Annotated in this window: 29 protein-coding genes and 1 pseudogene; 11 read left to right on the forward strand and 19 right to left on the reverse strand. The window is 65.3% G+C overall.

Features of this window, described 5'->3' with window-relative positions:
- From ACZI8Q_RS03560 to ACZI8Q_RS03570, 3 genes are all read right to left on the reverse strand, one after another.
- Positions 1 to 1,068 (reverse strand): beta-ketoacyl-ACP synthase 3, encoded by a 1,068-nt coding sequence (locus tag ACZI8Q_RS03560; protein WP_463372121.1) that lies wholly within the window; start codon positions 1,066 to 1,068, stop codon positions 1 to 3.
- Between the two features lie 110 nt (positions 1,069 to 1,178).
- Entirely contained in the window at positions 1,179 to 1,796 is a 618-nt protein-coding gene (locus ACZI8Q_RS03565) for a response regulator (RefSeq protein WP_463372122.1), read from the reverse strand.
- Entirely contained in the window at positions 1,793 to 3,004 is a 1,212-nt protein-coding gene (locus ACZI8Q_RS03570; protein WP_463372123.1) for a sensor histidine kinase, read from the reverse strand. Before ACZI8Q_RS03570 ends, ACZI8Q_RS03565 begins: the two co-directional genes overlap by 4 nt.
- A gap of 169 nt (positions 3,005 to 3,173) precedes the next feature.
- On the opposite strand from ACZI8Q_RS03570, the gene ACZI8Q_RS03575 reads away from it, so the two are divergent.
- The 6 genes and pseudogenes from ACZI8Q_RS03575 to ACZI8Q_RS03600 all read left to right on the forward strand — a co-directional run bounded on the left by ACZI8Q_RS03575 (position 3,174) and on the right by ACZI8Q_RS03600 (position 6,647).
- Entirely contained in the window at positions 3,174 to 4,220 is a 1,047-nt protein-coding gene (locus ACZI8Q_RS03575; protein WP_463372124.1) for an ABC transporter permease, read from the forward strand.
- The gene (locus tag ACZI8Q_RS03580) at positions 4,217 to 4,951 is read left to right on the forward strand and encodes an ABC transporter ATP-binding protein (protein ID WP_463372125.1); all 735 of its coding nucleotides are present in this window, start codon (positions 4,217 to 4,219) and stop codon (positions 4,949 to 4,951) included. The genes ACZI8Q_RS03575 and ACZI8Q_RS03580 overlap by 4 nt, the downstream gene beginning before the upstream one ends.
- Before the next feature lie 69 nt (positions 4,952 to 5,020).
- Complete coding sequence (locus ACZI8Q_RS03585) at positions 5,021 to 5,755, forward strand: oxygen-binding di-iron domain-containing protein (protein WP_463372126.1); 735 nt, start codon at positions 5,021 to 5,023, stop codon at positions 5,753 to 5,755.
- Positions 5,756 to 5,762: 7 nt separating this feature from the next.
- Positions 5,763 to 5,930 (forward strand): annotated as a pseudogene (locus ACZI8Q_RS03590) (ArsR family transcriptional regulator); the annotation flags it as partial.
- Positions 5,927 to 6,400 (forward strand): SRPBCC family protein, encoded by a 474-nt coding sequence (locus ACZI8Q_RS03595; protein ID WP_463372127.1) that lies wholly within the window; start codon positions 5,927 to 5,929, stop codon positions 6,398 to 6,400. The pseudogene ACZI8Q_RS03590 and the gene ACZI8Q_RS03595, both read left to right, overlap by 4 nt.
- Positions 6,384 to 6,647: a PIN domain-containing protein gene (locus ACZI8Q_RS03600; RefSeq protein ID WP_463372128.1), complete on the forward strand. Its 264-nt coding sequence runs from the start codon at positions 6,384 to 6,386 to the stop codon at positions 6,645 to 6,647. The genes ACZI8Q_RS03595 and ACZI8Q_RS03600 overlap by 17 nt, the downstream gene beginning before the upstream one ends.
- Positions 6,648 to 6,686: 39 nt before the next feature.
- Here ACZI8Q_RS03600 and ACZI8Q_RS03605 read toward each other — a convergent pair whose 3' ends face one another.
- Genes ACZI8Q_RS03605 through ACZI8Q_RS03625 form a run of 5 tightly spaced genes read right to left on the reverse strand, consistent with a single transcriptional unit; the run spans position 6,687 to position 10,067 of the window.
- Complete coding sequence (locus tag ACZI8Q_RS03605; protein ID WP_463372129.1) at positions 6,687 to 7,631, reverse strand: CopD family protein; 945 nt, start codon at positions 7,629 to 7,631, stop codon at positions 6,687 to 6,689.
- Positions 7,631 to 8,155: a copper resistance CopC family protein gene (locus ACZI8Q_RS03610; protein ID WP_463372130.1), complete on the reverse strand. Its 525-nt coding sequence runs from the start codon at positions 8,153 to 8,155 to the stop codon at positions 7,631 to 7,633. The genes ACZI8Q_RS03605 and ACZI8Q_RS03610 overlap by 1 nt, the downstream gene beginning before the upstream one ends.
- Complete coding sequence (locus tag ACZI8Q_RS03615) at positions 8,152 to 8,829, reverse strand: YcnI family copper-binding membrane protein (protein ID WP_463372131.1); 678 nt, start codon at positions 8,827 to 8,829, stop codon at positions 8,152 to 8,154. Before ACZI8Q_RS03615 ends, ACZI8Q_RS03610 begins: the two co-directional genes overlap by 4 nt.
- Positions 8,830 to 8,872: 43 nt before the next feature.
- Complete coding sequence (locus ACZI8Q_RS03620; RefSeq protein ID WP_463372132.1) at positions 8,873 to 9,391, reverse strand: hypothetical protein; 519 nt, start codon at positions 9,389 to 9,391, stop codon at positions 8,873 to 8,875.
- A gap of 22 nt (positions 9,392 to 9,413) precedes the next feature.
- Positions 9,414 to 10,067: a DUF6474 family protein gene (locus tag ACZI8Q_RS03625; RefSeq protein WP_463372133.1), complete on the reverse strand. Its 654-nt coding sequence runs from the start codon at positions 10,065 to 10,067 to the stop codon at positions 9,414 to 9,416.
- Positions 10,068 to 10,238: 171 nt separating this feature from the next.
- Between ACZI8Q_RS03625 and ACZI8Q_RS03630 the strand changes: the two genes are divergently transcribed.
- The gene (locus ACZI8Q_RS03630) at positions 10,239 to 11,795 is read left to right on the forward strand and encodes a TM0106 family RecB-like putative nuclease (protein WP_463372232.1); all 1,557 of its coding nucleotides are present in this window, start codon (positions 10,239 to 10,241) and stop codon (positions 11,793 to 11,795) included.
- A gap of 24 nt (positions 11,796 to 11,819) precedes the next feature.
- On the opposite strand, the gene ACZI8Q_RS03635 is transcribed toward ACZI8Q_RS03630, so the two are convergent.
- The 4 genes from ACZI8Q_RS03635 to ACZI8Q_RS03650 all read right to left on the reverse strand — a co-directional run bounded on the left by ACZI8Q_RS03635 (position 11,820) and on the right by ACZI8Q_RS03650 (position 16,849).
- Entirely contained in the window at positions 11,820 to 12,446 is a 627-nt protein-coding gene (locus ACZI8Q_RS03635) for a class I SAM-dependent methyltransferase (RefSeq protein ID WP_463372134.1), read from the reverse strand.
- Between the two features lie 9 nt (positions 12,447 to 12,455).
- Positions 12,456 to 13,991 carry a DHA2 family efflux MFS transporter permease subunit gene (locus ACZI8Q_RS03640; protein ID WP_463372135.1) on the reverse strand — a complete coding sequence of 512 codons (1,536 nt, stop codon included), beginning with the start codon at positions 13,989 to 13,991 and terminating at the stop codon, positions 12,456 to 12,458.
- A 254-nt stretch (positions 13,992 to 14,245) separates the two neighbouring features.
- A complete protein-coding gene (locus ACZI8Q_RS03645; protein ID WP_463372136.1) occupies positions 14,246 to 15,013 on the reverse strand; it encodes an SDR family NAD(P)-dependent oxidoreductase in 768 nt (255 codons plus the stop codon).
- Between the two features lie 60 nt (positions 15,014 to 15,073).
- Entirely contained in the window at positions 15,074 to 16,849 is a 1,776-nt protein-coding gene (locus ACZI8Q_RS03650) for a CocE/NonD family hydrolase (protein WP_463372137.1), read from the reverse strand.
- 118 nt (positions 16,850 to 16,967) lie between these two features.
- On the opposite strand from ACZI8Q_RS03650, the gene ACZI8Q_RS03655 reads away from it, so the two are divergent.
- Positions 16,968 to 17,471 (forward strand): hypothetical protein, encoded by a 504-nt coding sequence (locus ACZI8Q_RS03655; RefSeq protein WP_463372138.1) that lies wholly within the window; start codon positions 16,968 to 16,970, stop codon positions 17,469 to 17,471.
- A gap of 175 nt (positions 17,472 to 17,646) precedes the next feature.
- On the opposite strand, the gene ACZI8Q_RS03660 is transcribed toward ACZI8Q_RS03655, so the two are convergent.
- From ACZI8Q_RS03660 to ACZI8Q_RS03675, 4 genes are all read right to left on the reverse strand, one after another.
- Positions 17,647 to 17,871 (reverse strand): hypothetical protein, encoded by a 225-nt coding sequence (locus tag ACZI8Q_RS03660; protein ID WP_463372139.1) that lies wholly within the window; start codon positions 17,869 to 17,871, stop codon positions 17,647 to 17,649.
- 74 nt (positions 17,872 to 17,945) lie between these two features.
- On the reverse strand, positions 17,946 to 18,095 hold the full coding sequence (locus ACZI8Q_RS03665; RefSeq protein WP_463372140.1) for a hypothetical protein: 150 nt from the start codon (positions 18,093 to 18,095) through the stop codon (positions 17,946 to 17,948).
- A 145-nt stretch (positions 18,096 to 18,240) separates the two neighbouring features.
- Positions 18,241 to 18,699, reverse strand: coding sequence for an LppA family lipoprotein (locus ACZI8Q_RS03670; RefSeq protein WP_463372141.1), 459 nt, complete (start codon positions 18,697 to 18,699; stop codon positions 18,241 to 18,243).
- Between the two features lie 65 nt (positions 18,700 to 18,764).
- Entirely contained in the window at positions 18,765 to 20,441 is a 1,677-nt protein-coding gene (locus ACZI8Q_RS03675; RefSeq protein WP_463372142.1) for an alpha/beta hydrolase, read from the reverse strand.
- 74 nt (positions 20,442 to 20,515) lie between these two features.
- Between ACZI8Q_RS03675 and ACZI8Q_RS03680 the strand changes: the two genes are divergently transcribed.
- Together ACZI8Q_RS03680 and ACZI8Q_RS03685 are read left to right on the forward strand one after the other, a co-directional pair.
- Entirely contained in the window at positions 20,516 to 20,839 is a 324-nt protein-coding gene (locus ACZI8Q_RS03680; protein ID WP_463372143.1) for a WXG100 family type VII secretion target, read from the forward strand.
- Complete coding sequence (locus ACZI8Q_RS03685; protein WP_463372144.1) at positions 20,836 to 21,177, forward strand: hypothetical protein; 342 nt, start codon at positions 20,836 to 20,838, stop codon at positions 21,175 to 21,177. The genes ACZI8Q_RS03680 and ACZI8Q_RS03685 overlap by 4 nt, the downstream gene beginning before the upstream one ends.
- Before the next feature lie 5 nt (positions 21,178 to 21,182).
- On the opposite strand, the gene ACZI8Q_RS03690 is transcribed toward ACZI8Q_RS03685, so the two are convergent.
- On the reverse strand, positions 21,183 to 22,577 hold the full coding sequence (locus ACZI8Q_RS03690; protein ID WP_463372233.1) for an HNH endonuclease signature motif containing protein: 1,395 nt from the start codon (positions 22,575 to 22,577) through the stop codon (positions 21,183 to 21,185).
- 41 nt (positions 22,578 to 22,618) lie between these two features.
- Positions 22,619 to 23,320: a TMEM165/GDT1 family protein gene (locus ACZI8Q_RS03695; protein ID WP_463372145.1), complete on the reverse strand. Its 702-nt coding sequence runs from the start codon at positions 23,318 to 23,320 to the stop codon at positions 22,619 to 22,621.
- Between the two features lie 587 nt (positions 23,321 to 23,907).
- On the opposite strand from ACZI8Q_RS03695, the gene ACZI8Q_RS03700 reads away from it, so the two are divergent.
- Positions 23,908 to 24,282, forward strand: coding sequence for a hypothetical protein (locus ACZI8Q_RS03700; RefSeq protein ID WP_463372146.1), 375 nt, complete (start codon positions 23,908 to 23,910; stop codon positions 24,280 to 24,282).
- On the opposite strand, the gene ACZI8Q_RS03705 is transcribed toward ACZI8Q_RS03700, so the two are convergent.
- The gene (locus ACZI8Q_RS03705) at positions 24,272 to 24,802 is read right to left on the reverse strand and encodes a peptidase (RefSeq protein WP_463372147.1); all 531 of its coding nucleotides are present in this window, start codon (positions 24,800 to 24,802) and stop codon (positions 24,272 to 24,274) included. The two genes, ACZI8Q_RS03700 and ACZI8Q_RS03705, sit on opposite strands and share 11 nt — an antisense overlap.
- Between the last annotated feature and the right edge of the window lie 75 nt (positions 24,803 to 24,877).

Here is a 24,877-nt window from a genome sequence, read left to right on the forward strand (position 1 = left end):
TCAGTCCAGGTCGTCGAAGCTGGTGATCTTGGGTGCGGGCGGCAGCGTCACCACGGCGCCTGCGTAGCTCAGGCCCGCACCGAATCCGAGGACGAGTGCGGTCTGGCCACCCTTGGCCTTGCCCGTGGCAAGCATTTCCTCCATGGCCAACGGGATCGAGGCCGCCGAGGTGTTTCCGGTGTTCTCGATGTCGTTGGCCACCGGAATGTCGTCGGACAGTCCCAGGTTCTTGGCCATCAGGTCGTTGATGCGGGCGTTGGCCTGGTGCGGGACGAAGACGTCGATCTCCGACTTGTCGATGCCGGCGAGCTCGATGACCTCACCGAGTGCCTTGGGCAGGGTGATGGCCGCCCAGCGGAAGACACGGGGGCCTTCCATCGTGACCACCATACGGTCGATCGGGTCGGTGGCGGGATCCTTGTGCTGCATCTCCTGTGCGAGGTCCATGTACTCGGGGATGTCGTAGTTCTGCCCGATTGCCGATGAGTTTTCGCCGTCGCTGCCCCAGACGGTGGGGGAGATACCGTTTTCCTCGCTGGGCCCGACCACGACGGCACCTGCACCGTCACCGAAGATGAAGGCCGTTCCACGGTCGGTCGGATCCATCACCACCGACATGGTCTCCATGCCGATGACCAGCACATACTCCGCCGATCCGGCGCGCACGGTGTCCGCGGCAACGCCGAGTCCGTAGCCGAACCCGCCACACCCTGCACCGATGTCGTAGGCGGGGATGCCGTTGATGCCCAGGTCGTAGGCGACGACGGGGCCACCGTGCGGGATCTTGGTCTTCCAGCTGCTGCTGGCCAGGATGAGGGCGCCGATCTTCTCTTTCGGGATTCCGGAGTTCGCGATGGCACGCTCACCGGCGGCCTTGGCGATCGACCTGGCTGATTCGTCTCCACTGATCCACCGACGGTTCCGGATACCGCTCCGCTCGTAGATCCACTCGTCGGAAGAGTCGAGAACCTCGCAGACCTCGTCGTTACTCACCAGACGCTTGGGTCGGTATGCGCCGATTCCCAACATTGCGACATTGCTGCGCCCGGTATTGCTCGCGATTGCCATGCTCGATCCTTCGGTTTACGTATAGCCGGTGACGTGCGTAACTGTAACTCGCCGTCCCTGCCGGTCTTGTTACAGGTTGGCCGTTCGCGGCCGGCAGGACCGCTGCTCGGTCAGATCGCTCCCAGCTCGCGTGCTCGCGCAACAGCGGACGTCCTGGACTTCACGCCCAGCTTCCCGAAGATGTGGACGAGATGGGACTTGATGGTGGTTTCCGACAGGAACAGCGCTCTGCCGATGTCACGGTTCGAGCTGCCGGACGCCACCAGGCGCAGTACCTCGATTTCGCGTGGGCTCAGACTCGTCTCCGGTTTACGCACCCGCGTCATCAGCTTGGAGGCGATGGCGGGCGACAGAACACTCTCACCGGCCGCGGCGCTGCGCACAGCGGCGAGCAGTTCGGTCGGTGGGGTGTCCTTGAGGAGGTATCCGCTTGCCCCGGCCTCGACAGCGCTCAGGATGTCGGCGTCGGTGTCGTAGTTGGTGACCACGAGTACGTGGGGAGCTTCGGGGAGCGATTTGAGTGCGCGGGTGGCGTCGACCCCCGACTGTCCCGACCCGAAACGCAGGTCCATCAGGACCAGGTCGACGGCGGTGGTGGCGCAGAATGCCACGGCGTCCTCGGCAGTGGCCGCCTCACCGGCGACCTCGACATCGGCCTCGCCGTCGAGGAGTGCTCGCAGGCCCGCGCGAACGATGGCGTGATCGTCCGCAAGGAGAAGGCTGATCATGCGGGCACCTCCGGGGTGTCGGCGAGAGGGTGGGTGTCGGCGAGAGGAAACGTCACGGCAACTGCGGTCAGCCCCGGTTCCGATTCGACGTTCATCGTCCCGTGCAGCATCTCGACCCTGCGACGGATTGCGTTCAGGCCGAAGGATTGCGCCGGACCCTGGCGCAGCACGTCGACGTCGAATCCGTCGCCGTTGTCGACGATGTCCAGGCTGACCACGTCGGGAGCGTAGGTGAGCGTCACGGCCATGCGGGATGCGTTCGCGTGACGCGCAGTGTTGGACACCGCGCCCTGAGCGATCCGGACCAGGGCAGCCTCGAGCGGCATGGGCAGACGAACGGCGTCGCCCTCGATGACGGCCTCCGCGTGCAGGGTGTCGCTGTTCGCGCGTTCGCAGATGCGCCGGAGCGCCTCTGCCAGGGACTGGCCGTCCAGTGCGGCGGGGGTGAGATCGCCGATCAACTGCCGGGTTTCGGCAAGGCTGTCCGCGGCGGCGTCACGCGCCTGGTGAATCCGATCCAGGGCAGGGTGGTCCGGCGCTGCGCGTTCGGCGGCGTGCAGAAGCATCTGGATGCTCGAAAGCCCCTGGGCAACGGTGTCGTGGATTTCCCGGGCAAGTCTTTCGCGCTCGGCCAGAACCCCGGCGTTGCGTTCTTGTGCCGCAAGCTCTTCGCGGGTGCTCATCAACTCGTCGATCAGCCGTTGACGTTCCGCGGACTCCCGTTCCCGTTCCGCCGCTTCTCGATACAGCGCCTGGTAGCCGAGTCCGATCGCCACGGCCACGCAAGCACCGATCACGGGACCCACGACACCGGCCACCGACCAGCCGCGATGGGCGGCAGTCCCGACCACAGCCACCGCCGTGGCGAAAGTGACGCCGAGCAGGCTCCACGGCGGGCGCAGCAGATGCAGGTACAGGAAGAACATGCCGAACGCGATGTAGGCGGCATCGGGTGCGAGGCACATCAGAGCCAGCCATACGAGAGTGCCGCCGGCAAGCCACACGTGCATCTTCGCTCCGCGCCAGTGCCGAGTGAGCCCGAAGAGATAGCCGACGATGAAGAGCACCGACAGCACCGCGACGGGAACTTTGTGCGGGGCATCGAGCAGCACCGCGCGCAGGAAGACGACAGCAGTGAGCGTGCCCACCAGAACATGCATGCTCAGTTGCAGGCCCGCGAAAACAGGCGTCAGGGGTGATCGGTGCATCCCGCCCAGCTTAGCCACGGCCACGCCTTCGGCATCCATCGAAAGTTGTAATCCGACCCCCAACCTTCGAGACCGAAAACCCCATCCGACGTGCGATGGAACGGACCACGAATCACGCGATGGTGGATACCGAAGCCACAAGGGTGGTGTCGAAGGAGGAATTTTTGTCGTGTTCGTCGCATGGAGAGATTTACGCGCCGCGCGGGGTCGCTTTGCGCTCATCTCGATCGTCGTCCTGCTGGTGGCGCTGCTGGTCAGCTTCCTCAGCGGACTGACGGCAGGTTTGGGTCACCAGAACATATCCGCGATCGAATCCGTCTCGGCAGACCGCTTGGTGCTCGCCGACAACGGTGCCGAGCCCTCGTTCGACGAATCCACCTTGTCCGCCGAGCAGATCGCCGCCTGGAACCGCCACGCCGACAGTGTTGCCCCCATCGGTATCGGGCGGGGCAAGGCAGGAGCCGCAGACGGTCTTCAGAAGTCGGTAGCCCTGTTCGGCGCGGACGCCGGCTTCGGTGACCGCACACCCACGACGCCGGGCACAGTGGTGCTCAGCGCAGGTGCCGCGAAGGACCTGGACGCTACTGCCGGAGACGCGCTGGCCATCGGTGCCGAGAATTTCACCGTCGGTGCGGTCACGGGAGACGATTGGTACAGCCACACCCCCGTCGTGTGGATGACCCTCGCCGATTGGCAACACAGCAACCCCCGTGCCGGTGAGGCCACCGTCCTGGCGGTGAGTGGTATCCATGACGCCGACGCGGCGAACAGTGCGGCCGCGACGACGTCGATGACCGTCGGGGACTCGTTGAATGCGATCGGCTCGTACAAGTCGGAGAACGGCTCGCTGACCCTCATGACGCTGATGCTGTTCGCGATCTCCGCACTGGTGATCGGCGCTTTCTTCACCGTCTGGACCATTCAGCGCACACCCGACATCGCCACCTTGAAGGCGTTGGGGGCGTCCACGTCGTCACTGATCAGAGATGCGCTCGGACAGGCGCTGATCGTGCTGCTCGCCGGTGTGTCGGTCGGTATCGGAATCACCGCAGTGGTGGGCAGCCTCATCGGTGATGCGATGCCATTCGTTCTCGACGCTTCCACGACGTTGGTGCCCGCCGCGGCACTGATCGGACTCGGCCTTCTCGGCGCCGCGTTCGCGCTGCGCTTCCTGTCCACCACAGATCCCCTCACCGCACTCGGAGGTTCACGATGAGCGTCAACAGAACTGTTCTCGAACTCGACAACGTCACTCTCACCTTCCCCGACGGGCAGAGCCGCATCACCGCACTCGACCGGGTGTCGCTGCGGCTCGGTCGGGGTGAGATCGCGGCCATCACGGGGCCGTCGGGCTCCGGCAAGTCCACGCTGCTGGCGGTGGCCTCGACGCTGATCCGTCCCGATTCCGGACGTGTGCTGCTGCGTACCTCCGACAGCGCGACGGACATTGCCGCTCTGAACCGTGGTGACGCTTCGCGGTTGCGGCGCAGCAACATCGGCATCGTGTTCCAGCAGTCCAATCTGGTGTCGTCTCTGACCGCGCTCGAGCAGCTCGAGACGATGTCGCACCTGGGGCAGCGCATCTTCACGCCGCGCAGGGTGCGCCAGGCGACCCGCGAGAAGGCGATGGACCTGCTCGACGCGGTAGGACTGGCCGATCACGCCGCCAAGCGTCCGTCGCAGCTGTCCGGTGGTCAACGTCAGCGTGTGAACATCGCTCGCGCACTCATGAACGATCCTGCGCTGCTGGTGATCGACGAGCCGACCTCCGCGCTCGACCAGGAACGTGGTGCGGCCATCATCGAACTCATCCTCGGCGTCGTTCGTGAGCACGACACGGCAACCTTGCTGGTTACCCACGATCAGGCTCATCTCGGCCGGATGGACACCGTCTACCGAGTGGTCGACGGTGTCCTCGGGCAAGATCACCGGGCTGTCGCTGCCTGATCACTCTTGCGTCCGGGTGTAGGTGGGAGAACGCTGGATCACGACACCCTTGCGCGAGCGGAGACGGCGATGGAAACCACAATCACCGAGATCGGCGCGGACATCTATCGGCTGTCCACGTACGTGGAAGAGGCGAACCTGGTGATGGGCCAGTTCCTCGTGGACGGTGACGAGCCGCTGCTGTTTCATACCGGTCAGCGCGCGCTGTTCCCATCGGTGTCGGCGGCGATCGCTCGGCTGATGCCCGTGGAGAAACTGCGGTGGATCACATTCGGGCATGTCGAAGCCGACGAGTGCGGCTCGATGAACTCATGGCTGGCAGCGGCTCCGAACGCCGTCGTCGCGCATGGGGCAATGGGGTGCTTCGTGCAAGTCAACGACCTGGCGGACAGGCCGCCGCGTCCGCTGAACGACGGCGATGTGATCGACACCGGTGCGCGCCGGGTCCGCCATCTCGATACCCCGCACGTTCCGCACGGTTGGGACGCCGGGCTGATGTTCGAGGAAACGACACGGACTCTGTTCTGCGGTGATCTGTTCACCACGTTCGGTCGGAATCCACCGACCACGGGGGGCGAGATCGTCGGACCGGCGCTCGCGGCAGAGGACCTGGCGCACCCGACGTGCTTGACGCCCGCCTTGGCCCCCACGATCCGGGGTCTCGCAGAGTTGGAGCCGCTGACTCTGGCGTCCATGCACGCCCCGGCCTTCACCGGCGATTGTTCGCACGGGCTGCACGAGTTGGCAGGCGCGTACGAGGAACGGCTCGCAGCCGAAACCGAGCGGTACAGCCAGTCGGCATAGGCCGGAGGCGGGCATCGTCACTCGAAGCCGGGACGCCCAACGTCGACTGGTGCACCTGAACGCGGCACGACTCGAAGATCTCACTGCGTGGATCGACAGGTACCGACTCGTCAGTGAGCAGCAGTTTCGAAAGCTCGACAACGTGTTGAACACCCTGAAGGAGACGAAGCAATGAGCACCAACCCTGTAATCATCAACGCCCCGGAGGGCGTACCGTTCATCGACATCACCCGTGAGGTGGACGCTCCCGTGGCCGATGTCTTCCGGGCCCACGCCGATCCCGAACTCGTCAAGCAGTGGCTCGGGCCCAACGGGTACGAGATGAAGGTCGACGAATACGACTTCACGACGGGAGGCCGCTACCGCTACATCCACCGCGACCCGCAGGGTGAGGAGTACGCATTCAACGGCGTGTACCACGTGGTCCGCGAGAACGAATTCGTCATCCAGACGTTCGAGTACGAAGAGTTTCCCGACACGGTCAGCATCGAGTCGATGGCACTCGTCGACCTCGGTGACGGCCGTACACGTATCGAATCGCACGCGGTCTACCCGAGTCTCGAGGCTCGAAACGGCATGGTCGAGAGCGGTATGGAGACCGGCGTCCGCGAAGGCTACGAGCGTCTCGATGCGCTCCTGGCATGAACGTTCTGGATGGACGGCCAAGGCTGCCCTGCGGGCGCGTGCCGAGCAGCATCATCGGTCGGTCGAGGCTTGGGCGGAGTCCGTGCCGGTTGCCAGTCAGTTCGTGACAGCACTGACCATCGCCGAGATCGAGCGAGGTGCGGTCGCCCGGGAGCGATCCGACCCGGCGCAAGGTGGAGTCCTGCGCCGGTGGTTCGAAGAGGCGCTCGGCGTCCGCTGTGTCAATCCGTGGGAAGCGAATTCCTGAGGGCGCGACAAGGGGTGTTCGGGTCAGGCGCTGTTCGGGTCAGGCAGTCGTCGCCAATGCGGCGGCAAGTCCGAACGGGATACCCATCGCGATCACCTCGATCACCGCGCGCTTCAGCGAGGCGTCGGCGGTGATGCGGTGGGCAGCAGCGCTGTCCACCCAGGTGCGGCGCCACCACCAGCCGAGGCCGAGCAGCGCGAGCAGTGTCACGGATTTCGCGAACACGATTCGGCCGTAACCGGTGTCGTACAGGGCGGTGACCGAACCGAGACGCACCGCTGCGTCGATCACTCCCGTGATCGTCAACGCCCACACGCACCGCCACGCCAGGGTGGAGTATCTGGGCAGCCACACTGCCCAAGCCCCGCGTGAGCGCATTGTGATCGTCAAGGCGGCCAGCACTCCGATCCAGCCGGCCGCAGCGAGCGCATGCACGGCATCGAGGGCAGACCCGAGCACCTGCTGCGACATGTGTCCGGTCACGGGGCGTAGCACCAGTGCCACCGCAGACAGGGCGATCACTGGCACGACCGGCAGTTCACGGCCGGATCGAAACGCGAACGCCGCGTAAGCGGAAACGGCAACAGCACACACCACGGCCGCGACCCCGATGCGACCGGCCGTCGCCTGCGTGAGGAACTCCGCGAACTGCGCGGCCGACATGGTCGTGGCGCTCACGTCCTCCGTGTCGGCCGCCGTCATGGTCAGCAGCACGGCCTCGCACAGCACCCAGGCGCCGCCGGTCCAGGCGACATAGCGCCACAGGGAATCCGGGGATGCCGCAGGTCGTCGACCGTCACGGCCCATCCAGGCGAGGGTGCCGAGCCCCAGAGCCAGTGACCCGAGCAACAGCGTGAGTACCCGCACGAACGCGGAGGCGCCCGGCCCGTCCGGCGCCGCCAGCCACCAGGCCGACGCGACACCGACCAGTCCGGCGGGTACGGCGAACAGCAACACTCTGCGTTTCGCCGCACCCACCGGCATCAGTGCTCTCCCCGAGGCCTTCGCAGCGCGAATGCGAGCGCGCCCGCAAACACGACGACACCCGCCACGACGAACACCCAGATCGGTACTCCGCCGGAGCCGGAACCGTCCGACTCTCCAGCGTCCGCGGCGGGTCCGGGTGTGCCGTCGCCTTCCTCCGTGAGCGTGAACGTTCGGGTTCCGCTCACCGGATGCCCGTCGGCGGAGGTAACTCGGAAGGCGATGGTGTATTCACCTATCGGCCCGAGCTCACCGACCTCTGTGCTCACCGTGGGACCGGAGACGATCGGGTCGCTCTTGGACCAGAGGTTGCCGTCCGGCCCGACGACTGTCAGCGACGCGAATGCTTCCTGCAGTGGCTCGTTGAACGTGACGCTCACCTGTTCGGGGCCCGCCGCGATCTGGGCGCCGTCCTCTGGACTGGACCCGGTCACGACCGAATGCGCCGAAGCCGGTCCGGCAGCGAGTACGAGCATCAGCAGTGCGAAGAACCCGGTTGCGACGATGCGGTTCCGCGCCCTCATGAGCGCCGTCCGCGAATGACCGCGCCCAGGCCCAGGGCTGCACCGAGTGCTCCGAGCACGAGGCCGATGCCGCCGAGCCAGCGTGCGGTGTCGTCGGTTGCGGCAGTGTCTGCGTGCTCTCCCGCTGCCTGGTCCTGACCGTCGACGGCGTGCCCGCTGTGGCTGTGACCGTCGTCGGACGCGGCGGCGAGGGTCAGTGACGGTGCGGGCTTCTCGGGTTCGCTGCCGTCTTCGCCGGGTTCCTGGTCCCAGGCGACGATCTCACCGTCGCTGTAGGTCTGCTCGGCCGCGAACGACACCATGTCCTGCTCGGGCAGCGGTCCGGCAGACAGGACGAACCGCTGGAACTGGCCGGGTGCCACCCCCACTCCGGGGTCGGCCGTCCACGTGACCGCGGTGGCGAGTTGGGACTCGGGGTCTTTCTCCACGACGGAGGTCCACCCGGGGATCGGCTCGGTGCGAGCGGACGTCAGCCCGGGCAACTGCACCGACACCGCGGTGGTGGATGCGTCGTCGGATTCGGTGGGAACGCTGAACGTCAGGACGGAGTATCCGCCCTGCTGCGCGCCCGGGGCGGAGACGGTGACGTGTGCCGCGGCAACGCCGGCGGTGAGCAGCATGGCGCTGCCCGCCGCTCCGGCCGTGAAGAGAGCACGGGAAACGAGGGAGTTCATGAAATGTGGTCCTTTGGAGGTTCGTACTGGAATGAGAGTGGTGTCAGACCGGTATGGGAGGACCACGCCGCGAAATACTGGCGCGCAACAGGGCCCCCACCGGGTCTGCCGGACGCCGGGCGACGATCAGCGACGGTGTGGTGGGGACGAGCGGAGCAGGCGGACGTAGGACGACCCGCAGTACCCGAACGATGGGTCCGTACAGCGACTCCGCACCCGCCACGAGTGCGGCACACACCACGGTGGCCACCGCGTGTGCACCGAGCATCGCCACCGGGGGAATGGCGGAATGGGTGTGCGCGGTCGCGCTGAGCGCAAGGTGCCCCAGGAGCTGACCGGCACCGAGTGTCGCGACCAAGGACAGGCGTGTGTTCCGGTGGCGCGGCAACGTCGCGGTGACGGCGCCGAGACCGGCGCACACGGCGATCAGCAGCACGAGCGCTGCGGGAGCAGGCGCATGACCACCGCCCATCCCGTGTGCCGCAAACGCCAGGCCTGCGGACAGTGCGCCGACGGCGGCTCCTCGCAGGAGCGCGGTCGGTTCGGGACGGGCGGTGGACATGTTTGCGACTATCGGTAGTGCATCAGCGCACGCCGAGGCGCGCAAGGAGGTCGGCTTCGACCCCGTCGAGCTCGCTGGAGATGGCAGCGTGTGCAGACTTGCGCCGGGCCGGCGGCATCTTCTCCGCTGTGCGGACCGCGGTGTTCAGGTCGCTGAGCCTCTTGCGTGTGGCCGAGGCGAAGGCCTGCGTCTCTGCGTCGTCCGGCTTCTGGCCGAGGATGTCCTTCACCGACTTCTCGGCGCCGACGATGCGGGCGCTCAGCCTGCCGCCGTGCCCGGTGAACTCACCGAGCTCGTCGACGCTCACACCCAACCGGTGGGCGCGCTGTGTGTCGATCTGTCCGCGCACTGCGGTGGCGGCGCGATAGGCGATGGGCAAAAGCACCGGGGTCAGCAGCCGTGCCACGCCGAGATACCTTTTGACGTTGGCGACGCTGAGACCCTGTTTCGCAGCCGCCTTCTCCTGCGCCTTCAGGTTCGCGATCTCTGCCTTTTCGAGCTTCCTCTGTGTCTCTTTTTCGGCCTTCTCGGCCTTATTCTGCGACTTGACCGCGGCTTTGTCGCGTTTGCGTTCGTTTTTCGCGCTCAGCTTGGCTTCCACTTCAGCCTTGTGCTTGAGTGCCTTCGCTTCCGCCTTGCGGGTAGCTCGGGACGAACGTTTCTTGAACAACGCCATCGAAAAGACCCCTTTTCCTGGTGTTTCAGCGCAGTCCACGCTACCAACTGCATCCGGTGGTTCGGGATCAGCCTAGGGGAGCACATAATCTTCGTCATCGTGTGTTCCCAAAACCGTAGGCAATCAGAACCCGAGAACGCTCCCGAACAGGCGGCGATCTCGTCTGCCGTGCTGATCGATTCGGGGGCACTGACCCGTTGCCGCCACCGCGTCCATCTCGATGCTGCCCACCCGCATCAGGTGTTCGACGGACCGGAGGATCCCGGTGTGCGGCAACGCCAGGAGTCGGCGGCAGCCAAACGCGTCGACGTGCGCGAACAGCTTGTCGCGGCCGATCCGGACCGGTGGGTTGTGATCGACGCCGAGCGGCCTCGGCGCGAACGTGCAGCAGCAACCCTGGAGGCGTGCGCCGCCGGCATCGACCGAATCTGGGGTGCCGTGCTGCCGTCCGAACGCGACACCGGCCGCAAAGGCCACTGCGAAATCCTGATCCGCGATACCGAACGGGGCGGCTACATCCCCGTGATCGTGGTCAACCACAAAGTCACCGATCCCGGGCGTGGCGCGGTCACGTCGAGCATGTTCGAGTGGGAACCGGTCGTCGACGAGACACGGAAGCCGCGCAGTCAGATTCGCGATCAGATGCGGGTCGCACAGGTCTACCGAATGCTCGGGAGACACTCGCTTGCCACACCTGCTGTCGTCGGTGGCGCAATCGGGTACGGCGGAGACTGCATCTACGTGCACGATCTCAACGGGATTCTCGACGACTACGACGAGCGGTTCGACGATCGCATCGCCGTCGCCCGCGGAGAACTGGATACACAGCCGTCACAGATCGGGGAATGCCGGTCGTGCCCGTGGTGGCCGGGATGCAAGGCGCAGCTGGCCGAATCGCGTGACGTCAGCCTTGTTGCGACCGGGTCACGGGCGAGCCTGTTGCGCGAGCACGGCTGCTACACCATCGACGACTTGGCCGCCTGGGACGACGAACCCATCGAGGACTGGCCGCACGGCCATTTCGCCGATGCCGTGATCACCGCCAAGGCGTGGTTGGCAGGCGCCCCGCTCGTGCGCCGCGTCGAAAAGGTTCAGGTGGTGCGGGCCGACGTCGAAGTGGACGTCGACATGGAGAGCTACCAGGAGCACGGCGCGTACCTGTGGGGAACGCTGCTCAACACGGGGGACGTGTCCGTGTACCGGCCGTTCGCCACCTGGGAGCCGCTACCGACCGCGGACAAGGGAAGATCCTTCGCGGAATTCTGGACCTGGCTGATGGCCGAGCGTGCCGCCGCCGCGGCGGCCGGAAAGACCTTCGCCGCCTACTGCTATTCGCGTGCTGCAGAAGACAAATGGCTCCTCCATTCGGCGAAACGTTTCGCCGGCATGCCGGGCATCCCCACCAAGGCTGAGATCCGTGAGTTCATCGACAGCCCGCAATGGGTGGACATCTACCAGGCGGTGAGCGATCAGTTCGTCTGCCCAGGCGGCAAGGGCCTCAAGAAGATTGCACCCGTGGCCGGGTTCGAATGGCGCGACGACGAGGCGAGCGGTGAAGCCTCGATGGGCTGGTACCGCGAGGCGGTCGGCTACGACGGAGAGGTGGACGTCAGCCAGCGGCAACGCATCCTCGAATACAACGAGGACGACGTCGTCGCCACCAAGGTTCTGCGTGAGTGGATGAGCGACCGGGCGGAGGACGAGATCCCGACGGCCGACGACCTGTGAGTGGTTGACGAGTCTCTGGACTCGTTACTCACGCACGGGGGGAGTGGCGTGGCCGATGGACATGGCACCGAGAGGCTTGGGCACGGACTCTTCGTAGAAGGTGTCGAGTTCCTGGATGTCGAAGCCCACGCCGGTCAGCAGGGTGGGGATGTCGCGGGTGAGGTGGCAACCACCGGCGACAGCCTTCTGGATCGGCTCGAGTCGCCGTTGCCAGCGCTGAACACTGGTGTCGGGGGCGAGTCCGTGTTCCGCGAAATGCAACGTGCCACCGGGTTTGAGAACGCGCCGCACCTCGGCGAGTGCGGCGCCGAGATCGGGGATGGTGCACATCGTCCAGGTGGACAGTGCGGTATCGAAGGTGTCGTCCGGGAAGGGGAGGGATTGCCCGTCCAATCCGGACCGCTCGACGGTGATGGGTGATTGTGCCAGTCGGTCACCCGCCAGCTTCCACCCGACATCCGACGGTTCGACGGCGCTCACCGACGTCACAGCGGACGGATAGAACGGCACGTTCAGGCCGGACCCGAAACCGATCTCCATCACCTGACCGTGCAGTCCGGCGCAGGCGCGCTGCCGGTTCGGCCCCGTGACCTTGATCCCACAGCTGATGTTGACGAGCCGCGGAACGATCTGGTCACCGTACAAACCCATGCGATCCTCCTAATGCGCGCTGACAGTTGTCTTCGGTACCACCTTTGTGCGCGGCAGGAAGAACGCGGGCACCAGGGTGCATGCCACGATGATCACAGCGACAGTGAAGGTATTGCCGAATGCGTCGGCGGCCCCCAGCAGCATCTGGTGAATCTTGGCGGCGATGTCCGGTGTCATCGGTCCGTCGGGCGCCCGTGTGCCTTCCATGGCGGCCGCATCGACGCCGTGGCTGGTCATCTGGCTGGTGAGCACCACCGACATCAGTGCGGCGCCGATCGATGCACCGGTCTGTTGGATGATGTTCATCAGTGTCGAGCCGCGCGCCACCTTGCGCTCGGTGAGCGTCGCGAGTGCCGAGGTCATCAGCGGCATCATGGTCCAGCCCATGCCCAATCCCATGACGAACAGCGATCCGCTGGTGTACCAGAACGACGTGTCCGTCCCGACCAGGGTGAACAGTCCCAGTCCGACGATGATGAGCGTGAGGCCGGGCAGCACGACGAACTTGGGTCCGATTCTGTCGATCAACTTGCCGCCGATCGGCATCGAGAGCATCGCCCCGAGACCCTGCGGGGCCACCAGTAGCCCGGCCATGAGTGTCGACTCGCCGCGCACCTGCATGAAGTAGCTGGGTAGCAACATCATGGTGCCCATGAAGGCGATCACGAAGATGATCAGCGTAACCACCGACACGGTGAGGTTCTTGTCCTTGAAGAGTGACAGGTCGATCAGCGCGTTGGGTGTGCGTAGCGCATGTAGCACGAACAGCACCATCAGCACGAGGCCCACGATCGACGGCACGAGGACCTTGGCCGCCGCGATGGTCCCCTCGCCCGGGACGGATGAGACGCCGTACAGGAACAGGGCCAATCCCGGCGAAAGCAACAGCATGCCCAGGAAGTCGAACTTCTCGCTCGGCCGCCCCTCGTCCTTGGCCAGCACGAATGCTGCCGTGAGCATGGCCACCGCCCCCACGGGCACGTTGACCAGGAAGATCCAGTGCCAGGAGGCCGAGTCGATCAGCCAGCCGCCCAAGATCGGTCCGCAAATGGGTCCCAGCAGCATCGGCACACCGAGTATTGCCATCATCCGACCGATCCGTGCAGGGCCTGCTGCCCGGGTGAGGATCATCATCGACAACGGCATCAACATGCCACCGCCCAGTCCTTGCAGAACCCGGAAGCCGATCAGCGCCTCGAGCGACCATGCGGTGCTGCACGCCACCGAACCCAGGACGAACAGCAAAAGCGCCGTCAGATAGAGGCGCTTCGTGCCGAAACGGTCCGCTGCCCAACCGGTGAGCGGGATCACGGTTGCGAGCGACAACGTGTAGGCCGTGACAGCCCAGGCGACGTCGGCGTAGCTGGCGTGGAACTCGGCCTGGAAGGTCGGGATGGCGACGTTGACGATGGTCATGTCGAGGGTGGCCATGATCGCGCCGAGCACGACCACACCGGCTACCTCGAGGAGCCTCTTGTCGATCTTCGTCGGATCCGTACCGGATCCGGACGGTTCCGATGGGGACGTCACGGCGGAGTGAGTCATGAATCGATTCCTGAGGTGGTCGTGGTGTGCGGTGGTTCACGCCGGCACGGGTACGCGGGCGAGCTTCGAGGAGCCCGATCCCGTATTGCCGTAGGCGGCAGCGTCGACGTGAACAGGGTGCGCAATTGTGCAATGTTACCCACAACGCAAACAGTGTGGCATCGATCTGCACAACCCGTCCGTGACCACAGAAGGGAGGTATTCCCACCGCATGTGATGCGCGGTGGGAATACCTCCCTGCGTGGAGTGCTTGGTCAGCGCGGCGCCATGCGGAGCGCACCATCCATACGAATGGTCTCACCGTTGAGGTAGTCGTGCTCGGTGATCATCTGAACGAGCTGCGCGTACTCGGACGGCTGGCCCAGGCGCGACGGGAACGGGATGCCGGCCTCGAGTCCCTTGCGGTATTCGTCGGTGACGCCAGCGAGCATCGGGGTGTCGATGGTGCCGGGGGCGATCGTGTTGACGCGGATTCCGAACTGCGCCAAGTCGCGAGCTGCGGGGACGGTCATGCCGTGCACGCCACCCTTCGACGCGGAATATGCGATCTGCCCGATCTGGCCCTCGAACGCGGCCACGGACGCGGTGTTGACGACGACGCCGCGCTGCCCCGAGTCGTCGACGGTCTCGGTCTTGGAGATGACTTCGGCAGCCAGCCGCATGACGTTGAACGTGCCGAGCAGGTTGACGGTGATCACGGTGCGGAAGAGTTCCAGGTCGTGCGGACCCTTCTTCGACAGGATGCGGCCGGCCCAACCGACACCTGCGCAGTTGACGACGATGCGCAGCGGCACGTCCGCCTCGGCGACCTTCTCGAGGGCGGTCTTGACGTCCTCTTCGTTGGTGACGTCGCCGGGGATGAGAGTGACGCCTGCGGGGATGTTGTCACCGGCCCTCTCGATGGACTGCGCCAGGTCCAGTCCGAAAACGGTGGCTCCTGCGTCGGCAAGACGCTTGGCGGTGGCGGCTCCGAGGCCCGAAGCGCCTCCAGTGACCAGTGCGGCGGTTCCCTGAATTTCCACGTTCACTCCTCGTAATTCATGACGGTGACCTGCACCATAACCCGCACGAAAAGTGACTGCTCACCCGGTCGCGGGAAGAACGAGCGGTCCGGAGCCCTCGCGCAACAACGTCACCGTGGTGGATTCGAGACCACCGCGAAAACTGACGTCGCCGCCGGCTACTTCCAGGCGGATCGAGTGTCCGGTGTCGAACCGGTGCACGATGGCAGGCAACGTGATCGGGACCGGTGCGGTCTGGTCGGTGATGCGCACCGGCATGGTCAGACCGTTGATCAGGGTGGCGGTGCCGTCGGGTGCCACGTCGTAGAGCTTCACGAACACCACGGGTTGGCCTGGCGACTGCACGCGCAGCGTAATTCCGGGGGCTCCGACGACATCGAGTGGCTCCGGCAGCGGCGGTGTCGTCCACACGGTGTGCGTTCCGGGCAGCGCCACCGTCGGCACGGGCACGGACGGGTCGACGTTGGGGGCTTCGAGTCCGGTCGGTAGCCCTGCGATCCCTGTTGTGATGGTTTGCGCGGTGTCGCCGGGGAGGTGGATTGCGCGGTCGGTCCCGACCGGATACGTCTCGCTCGAGGCGTATGCGGGTCCGGCATTGCCGGTGTACTGCACCCAGTTCCGAAAGTAGGCGAACTGCGGCCCGGTGTCGACTCCGGTGTCCTTCAGATAGTGGTCGAACCAATCGAAGATGCGCCCGGTTTCGTACTGGGTGTCCGGATCGGGTGCCGTGTGGCTGAACTCGCCGGGCGCAGGGGTGCTGTGGCTGTGCCCCCACGAATGCCAGATCATCTTGGTTTCGACGCCCCTGGCCTGCAGTGCTTCGTAGGTTGCGACCGCCTCGTTCAGGTCGAACAACGTGTCCTGTTGCCCCTGGGCGAGCAGAACCGGAACATTGATTCGGTCGACGTAGCTGACCACGGAATGTGCGCGGAACGTCTCGGTGACCTGCGGGTCCACCGTGCCCGACACGGCCGCCTGCGCGAATGCCGCGCAGACGAAGGGTAGATAGTTGGGGCAGCCTGCGGTGCGCGCGGGGTCCGCCAGGTAACCGGCGGCCCGTGGGTTGATGACACCGCTCGCGAAGAAGAGGGACGAATACAGCACCTTCGCCGCTCCCGGCACCGCCGTGGACACCCCCGACGTCACCGATGTGCCGTTGGGAGTGAGCGAATACGACAGGTCGTTCCAGGTGTTCATCGGGACGATCGTGTCGATACGGGGATCGGTGGCGGCAGCGGCGAATTGAACCTGGCCGCCGTAGGACGTGCCGATCATCCCGACTCGGGGGTCGTGCTTGGAGCCGTTGCCGTGATGGTCCGTCGTATCGCGCACGATCACGTCCGGTAACGAGAATGGTTGCGTGAGTGCGGCGTCGGAGAACCCGATTCCGTGGGCACCGCCGAGAAAGCTGACCAACTGCGCCGCAGCGCGGCCGTCGTAGTCGGGGCTGTCGAGGGAAACCTTGCACGACGATCCCCCGAATCCGAGTCCGGAATACGTCAGCACCGCATAACTGTTCATGGCTGCGGTGCGGGCGAGGGGCACTTGGTCGTGGTACGAGCCGCCGAAACCGTTGGTGGTCAGGATTGCCGGGACCCGGTCCGTCGGGGAGGCGGCATCGGGAAGGAAGAGCTTCCCGACGATGGTGCAGTGCTGGGACTTGTCCGGTCCGACACGGACCGAGAAGTGCAGGAGTTGCGCCGAATATCCGGGTGGCTGTGCGTATCCGGGTGGCTGGGCGTATCCGGGTGACTGGGCGGTCGAGAGCGGTGCAGCGCCCGCCACCGAGGCCACGAACAGAAGCGAGACTGCCAGCGCGCGGAGTACTCGGCGCATGATGCACCCAACTCTCGTGTCGGTGTGAAACCGTCCGAACTCGAAGGATAGTTGCTTCCCCGGTCTGTGTTGGCGGATTCGTCGCACCCCGACCTCACGAATGATGTTGAATCGGGGCATGCCTGCCCTGAAACGACTGCGCGTGGCCGCACTGGGAGCTCTGTCCGCTTTCGGTGCGGCCGTTGCATTTGCGACGCCGGCCACCGCCGAGCCGTTCGGGCCGGTGGTCGGGCCTGCTCCGATCCCCGTCTATCAGATCCCGGCTTCGGGACTCTGGGTCAGCGGACTGCCGGTGCCGGGAGCGTATTCGGGTTCGGTGCTGGCCCAGGCGTCCGCAGTGCCCGGTGAGACCACCTTCTCGACCCACTTCAGCCCTCAGGTGTGCGGCACCACGGCCGGCGGCGCGATGCTGCAGATCAATTACCAGAACCTCGGCACCGGCGATCACGGCAGCACCCTCCTCAAGGCCTGCGACTACTTCCCGGACCCAGCTCGCACCCATGCCACCGTGCGCACCGGTTCGGGACCGGTCGTGTTCTCCGTGGCACTGACGAGCGCCAATCTTGCAACGAACAAGGGCCAGCCCACCGTGCCCGGCGTCGGTGGGTTCATAGCGCCGTAGCTTGGCGGTGGTCGCGGAGTTTTGTCGGAGTCGTCGTATATGGACCCCGGACTGCACTACGAGGCGCCGTTCACCGACGAGGCCCCGATCAGGTCTTCGAGCCCGGTCAGACGATCCGGCTTGTCGAAGTGATCCGGACCATCAACGACGCCGCGGACGTCAAGACCGCGTAGCGTCAACCCATCGCCGCGTACACGGCCGCCGCGATGAGCAGAACCACGAGCGAGAGCATCACACCGCAACTCACCTGCCTGATGGTCTCGTTCTGCACCAACAAACCGCCGAGCGCCAGGGCGAAGACCAACCAGATTGCGGGCGCCACGTAGAAGCCGGTGAAGGCGCACGCCAGACCCAGGAGGATTCCTGGCTGGGTCCATTTTCCGAATGAGGTCATTGCCATCCGATCAGCGTCAACGCTGCGGGAATCGCGACAACGCAGAGAAGGCCGAACACGATGCCATACGGAATCGCGATCTACATCGTGAACGTCTTGCGTGCTGCGAGGAACAGCAGTGACAGATATACAAGCGTCACCACGACGAAGAGTATTCGAGAATCCGGGAAGTCGTAGTCGCCATGCCGAGTCAGCCTCGCCCACGTACCGAAGGCGACTCCTGCCGTCACTACACATGTGACCACGGATGTGAACCACGCCGTGCGCTCGCTCGGTTTCAGAGCGGTAGAGCGATTCCGAGGGAGGATTGAAACGACCGCGCATCCCATCTTGTTGCTCACTGCATTCCAGCGAGTAGTACCTACCATTGAATTCTCACCGGTATCGGCATCCCGTGTTGCCGTCGAGAACGGTGTTCCCGCCGGCCACGAGGAAGATTTCACGTCCGTCGTCGGCGAACAGGCGGATGTCGTGCCGCCCAGGTCGATCGGCGCGGACGGACAGTTCCGTGATCCCGTCCTCGCCGGCGATAGTTCGTGCCGTGTCGAGGACTGCCGGCCAGTCGGCATCGGGAATGGCGTTGCGCGCCAACAGTGGTTGCGTGCTCACCGATACACCGTCCGTATCCGAGTACGGCGGAGTGCAAGTTCCCTCGGACCTTTCCCGGTGCGGCTCGAAGTTCAGGGCCGGAACAACCGCATGGACGGCGTCGGCGATCCGGTCGATGGTGCTCGTCAGGTCGCGTTCGGTGTCCGCGAGCGACGGCCACTGGCGCATTTCGGCCTCGGCAGCAGCGATTTCACTGTCGGTGGAGTTGTACGGGTGCTCTGTCATGTCGTTCCCACATCCTGTCAACGCGATAAGAGCAACGGCCACGGCTGCTCCGTATCTCCAACGCTTCACCGAACCACCCCGTCCAATCCGGCCAGGACGACGGCCATGTTGTATTCCGACATCGTTCCCTTCTTGGGGTAGCCGCTGTGCGAATCGACTCCCGTTCGATGCACCCCGTCGGGGCTCGTTCCTTCGTCGACGGACAACTGCTCGAAGTCGGCGGTACTCGGGTCCGGTCCGAACCTGTGGGTCTTTCCGACTTCCGCGACGAACCGATCGCCGTCCGCTTCCATCACGTAGCCGTGCCCCTCCTGCAGACCCAAGCCGGATTCGTCGCCGGCATTGACACCGGGCGACCCGTAGAACACCGCATCGTCGACCGGCTGGCCAGGTGCAGGGTCCTGCAGCGCCAATCCTTGGGTGTACGAACCGTACGAATGCCCCAGTGCCGTGATGTGCGGGTCCGGCTTCTGGGACGCCGCGTCCAAACCTTCGTAGAAGTTGGCGAGTTTCGGGGCGCCGGCTGTGGCCCGGTCGCTTTGCGCAACATCGGCGTATCCGCGAGCCGTGTCGAAGTTTCCGGGGCCGGTCGTTTGAGGGGGTTCGTAACCCAACCACGCAATCGTTGCCACAGTCTCGTCTTCGCGGCCCTCTGTCGCGTCGAGCTGGCGTCCCGCTTCTTCGCGCAATGACCGGGCTTCGCCGACCATGCCATCGAACGACTGGTCGATGTTCGTGTTCAAACCGGGTGTCGTGACCGAAACGTGGTCAGCCGTATCCGGATCACCGACGGCGAAGGCCGCCATCCCGCGCTCCCCGGATTGCAGATCGAGAAGCATCAGCTTGCCGTCCGGGTTCTTCTCGACGATCTGCTCGAGCTCCTCGAGATCCTTCAATTTCTGCTCGGTGTACCAGAGTTCGGCGTCTTTGTTGCTGAATGTGCCACCGAACATGTTGCCGTCGAGCTCGGCCTGCAGGCGGTCGCGTTCCGCCTCCAACCGTTCGCGTTCGTCGTCGAATCGACTGACGTTCGCCTCGTGACGCACATCGGCCGGAATGCCATCCCGGTTCCCGACCCACTCGGGGTGCTCGTCGAGTACCTCGGCCCGCTGATCCGGTGGAAGCGCTTCCCAATACTCGCGATTCTGGGTCGGCGAAGCGTCTTTTGGTGGTGCCGGTGCGGTCAGGCCACCCTGCTCGGCGCCGTTGGTGCTCGCCTCCTCGGTGGTGTGAGCGCCGTCGGCCTCGATGTCGCCGGCCGCAGCCCGCCGCAGAACCGATGCCGAGTCGGCGTCGATGTCCTCCGCCTGCAGGATCAGCGCCTTAGCGCCCGCCTCGATGTCTGCTCGGACCGTCTCCCGTTGGGCAGTGTCTTCGGGGGAACGCTCGGGCTGGTTCGGTGCATCGGTCACATGACCCGAATCGTCGATCACGAAACCGTTGGCGGAGGCGAATTCGATCAGCTCGTCCAGCTCCGTCTTCACATGCCGCAGCGCAACCGCCGCCTCCTGCGCGCATTGACGAACTGCACCGATCGCAGCGGCCTCGTCGGTGAGGCTGTCGGTAGTGATCCGGAAAGACTGCCGGGCAGCGTCCGCTGCTGTGTCCGACCACGCCGGAAGCTGCCCGATGTCGGTGATGCGCTGTTGAACGTCGGCGACGGTGGTCAGCCGAGCGGACAGCGACTCTTCCAACTGCTCGAGTACGACGACGTCCCACTCGCGAATCATCTTCAGGTCCACGATCCCCCCCACGGTTCGATGTGCACGTAAGGTAGCGAACCTGACTGGTACTTGCCAAGGGGAGGACAGCAACTGTGAGTAACGGACCTGGTGGGGTGCTCGAGGTGGACCCTGCGCAGCTGCGTGCCGCCGCAAGCCGCATGGATTGCGTGTTCACGGACGCGAACACTGCGCTCACCGACACCGACAGAGAAATCACGAACTCGGCCACCGCGTGGACGGGCACTGCTTCGGCGGCATTCGCGCAATTCGACACGTACGTGAACGGCCGGCGCACAGCACTTCTGGCAGACATCGCGCGGCTCTCGGACACGCTCACCGCCAACGCGAACGGCTACGAGGGCCAGGAAGCTGCGAACACGTCAGCGATCAACCAGGCCGGTGTGGGCGTCCGATGACCGGTGGGGACGGTGTGCTCGAACTCGACCGGGAAGCGCTGACCCGGTGCATCGATGCTTGCGACACACTCGCTGATGACATGGATGCCCTGCTCGTGCGCGCCCGCACCGAACTCGCCCCGGACAGCATGGGCTTCGGTGAAGAGCATCTGCCGTCCGCGGCGGTACTCACCGAGAAGGTTCGTGCCAACGCCACTGCTGCCATCGCGACCATCGAAGCCAACCGCACACACGCGCTCGATATGCGCGCCGAGTTCGCGAAAGCTCTTGCTGCATACGACGAGCAAGAAAGCATGACCGTCGGAATGGTCGCGGCGGTGGAGACTCGGATCGTATGAGTTAGTTAGGGGATGTCGCCGTCGTCGGAGGTTTCGGTGAGCAGTTCGTGTGGGTGGTGGCGGTGGTTGATCCGTGGCCGACGGGCGGGGTCGATGTGTCGTGGCGGGGTCCAGGTGGTTCGTCGACGTGATGGGTGGGTGGCCCATCCGTTCTCGGAGTCGTTGACGAGGGCATGGCAGGCGTCGCAGGCCAGGGTGAGGTTGTCGATGTCGGTGCTACCACCGCGGCGCCAGTCGCGGACGTGATGGACCGCGCACCGGGTGGGTGGGGCCGCGCAGCCGGGCCGGGTGCAGCCGGCGTCGGCGGCGATGAGCGCGAGCCGCTGGTTGACGGACGCGAGACGGGAGGTGCGGCCCAGGTGCAGCGGCCGACCGTGGTGGTCGAACACCGCCAGCACCGGATGCGACTGCTCGGCGAGCGTCAACGCGTCGACGATGGGCAGCAGCCCGCCGGTGGCGGTGGTGGCCACCCCGCCCGCAGCTTTTTCGAGTTGGTCGAGGGTCATGGTGATGATGGTGGTGGCCGGCAGCCCACGGTGGGCGCCGAGCACCCCCGAGGACAGCACGGTCCGCAGCATCGCCGCCAATGCGTCGTGGTTGCGTTGCCCGGTGGTGCGGGTGTCGCGGGCGGCGGCGGCCGCCAACTGTTGGCGGTCGATACCGGGCTGTTCGGCGTCCCCTGTCGGGGAGTGCGGGTCGGTGGGGTTGTTCATGCCGGGCCGTGCCCACTTCTCCAACACCGGGTCCAGGAGGGCCCGGGTGGTCGGGTCGAGTTCACCGGAGATCTTCGACATCAACTCCGAGTCCTGTGCGGACACGTGCAGACTGCGTCGGCGCGCCCGATCGCGGTCGTCGGTGAGGCTGCCGTCCGGATTCAGATAGGCCAGCAACCTGTGTCCGGCGTGTTCCACATCTTCCGGGGTGCCGCCGCGGGCGCAGTCGGCCAGAATCTTCTCCGCCGTCGCGAGTTCGGAACGGCAGATGTTGCGGGGCACCTTCCGTAGTGTGCGGCTGACGGCACGCACGTGATCGTTGCCGATCGCTCCGTCGGCCCTGGCGGCCGCCGTTTCCGGAAGAGCCGCAGCACACGCCTCGCCGCCCACCGTGTGCCAGGTCCCGGCATCACGGGCGCGGGATACTCGTGCCGACGCCTCCGACGCCGACACCCGAATCACGTCCACGAGCAGTTTGTTCGGGCTGTTGTAGCCCAGACGCGCGGGAACAGACCTTTCGACGGTGTCGACGACCAGCCGATCCGACACCGCACCCAACCGGCGAACCGTTTCCTCGAGTCGGCGGATGGTCTCGACCACCTCATCATCGGACAGCGGCGTGAGATCGCCGTCGAGGAGATCCCCGGCCGCACAGCCGAGAGCATCCAGACTCACCGCGATACCCATACCCACCCCCCAATCCCCGAATCGAACCTGTGTTCGAAAGCCTACCTCGCAGGTCCGACAGAAACCGGGTTTTCGCCACTTTGATCACGTCGGAATTTCCGCACCGCGACGACAATCCCGGCCAACGCGATGACCGCGCCGGCGCCGATGAGTCCGGCGGCTGTACCAGGGAAAACTGCATCGAGCAACAGCCAGGCGCCGAAGATGAAGAACAGCACCGCGGCACCGATGCGAATCGTGTTCTCCGGTAGGTGCTTGCCGAGTACGGCGCCGACGACGATTGCCAGGGCGTCTGCGGCCACCATGCCCAGTGTCGAGCCGATCCACACGCCGATGGTGTCGTGGTCGGTGGCCAGTGTGATGGTCGCGAGCATCGTCTTGTCGCCCAGTTCGGCGAGGACGAATGCCGAGATGACTGCCAGTAGGGCCGAGCGTGCAACACCCCCGGCCTTGTTCGATTCCTCTTCGCTGAGGCTGTCGCCGCGCAGCGTCCATGCGCCGAAGCCCAGAAATGCGATCCCGCCGACAACGGCGATGAGGGTGGTGGGCAGTGCCACTCCCAGCGAGTGGCCGATCGCCACCGATGCGAGGTGCACGATCGTGGTCGCGACGGTGATACCCGAGATGACGACCCACCAGCGATAGCGCAACGCGAACGTCATTGCCATCAGCTGGGATTTGTCGCCGAGCTCGGCGACGAAAATCACGCCGAAGCTCAGCAATAGTGCGGCGAGCACGTTCATCCTCCTGACGAAGTCGTAGGTCGGAGGATGGGGGTGTTGCCTCCGGCCCGGGCAGCGCAGGTGCGCCGGCCTGGCCGAAGGTCTCGCCCACCGGCGTGATGCCGGTTCGCCAGGCCGGGTTCGGGTGAATCAGGGATTCGAACGAACCAGTGTGTCGACACAGGCGATTGGGGGCTACTCCCCTTCGATGCCCTCACACTAGCTCAACGAAATCCGAAAAGCCAAACGCGGCAATAAGTTTGGGAAACCTATGGGCGAAACTTCGGGAACCCTGACGCCGTATCGAGACTCGGCGAACAGTGGTCTCGTAGGATTCCCATCATCATGAAGGAGCAGGTGGGGGACGTGACGGACAACAACGTCGACGACGTGATCGAGTGGCCCTCGGCGTGAGGGTCGCCGGAGCGGTCCTGTTGTCGGGTATCGAGTCCCACGATGAGCCGGACTTTCCGATGTATATGTACGTGCCCTTCGTGTTGATCATGGCGGGTGGCCTATGACGAGCCGCTGCGGTCGCCGCACCCTCGTACTCACCCCAACGACGATTCGGTCGCTGGTTCGGGGTGGCAACTCGGTCAGGGAGGGTGATGCACTTCTATCTGGCACACCCCGGTCGCCGGGTCGAACTGGGAACTGTGATTCTGGTGGTCGGGCTATTGCTGACCGCGTTCGTTCGTGATTCGCATCGGATGGTCGATGGCCCGCCGGGGAGTTGCTATGCCCGGAAGTGGTCGAGCAGCGGCGAGATACCGTCGCAGGTCGAGCCCGTGGCGTGCGACTCGCCGGATGCGGAGTTCATGTTCCTCGGCACGACAACGGGCGATCACACATATCCCGATCTTGCGTGCCGGGTCGAGTTCCGGGACGAGCGCCAGGCCGACACGGTGCGCGGGCGTAGCTTCCCGGAAGACGAGTTCGGAACCGTCTGTGTAGCGATCCTCGGTCAACCTCTCACGACGTGAGCAGCATCGCCAGAACAGCGGTGTCGGGGTCGCTGATCGGATCGATGCCGATGCGGCTCACCATCGAGGTCACGGTGCCGTCGGCTTCGGCCTCGACCCAGGCTGCGCGGTGTTCGAGTCCCAGGTCCGGCAGGCCGGGCAGTAGGACGCATCCGGAGGCGGCGCCGACGCATTCGGGCAGGCTGGGGGCGGTTTCGGAGGGCGGGTGCAGCATGAGGATCGCCGGCGGCTGGTGGCTTTCGAATCGGCCCGGGGTGATCGCGGAATCTCCGAGAACGGGACCTTCTGCGATCACGAGTCCGACGGTGCCGGGCTCGGGGTCGTCGGGGAGTTCTTCTCGTACGCCGAACACGGTCGAGGTGCGGAGGATGCCGGGAAGCGTCGCGACACGGACAGCGAGAGTGAGCAGCTGGGCCCATTCTTTTGTGCTGACCGGCCAGCGGCCCGAGATCACGAACCCACGCAGAACCCCCGCAGCCTGAAAGGGCGAGACGCCGACGTACTCGTTGCTTCCTCTCATGTCCGCCTCCTCGGTACTTCCAGCATGCGCTCGGCCCCATCTGGCACACAAGGTCACCCGAGTGCCAACTTTCCT

It is taken from the genome of Rhodococcus quanlei (assembly GCF_055231015.1).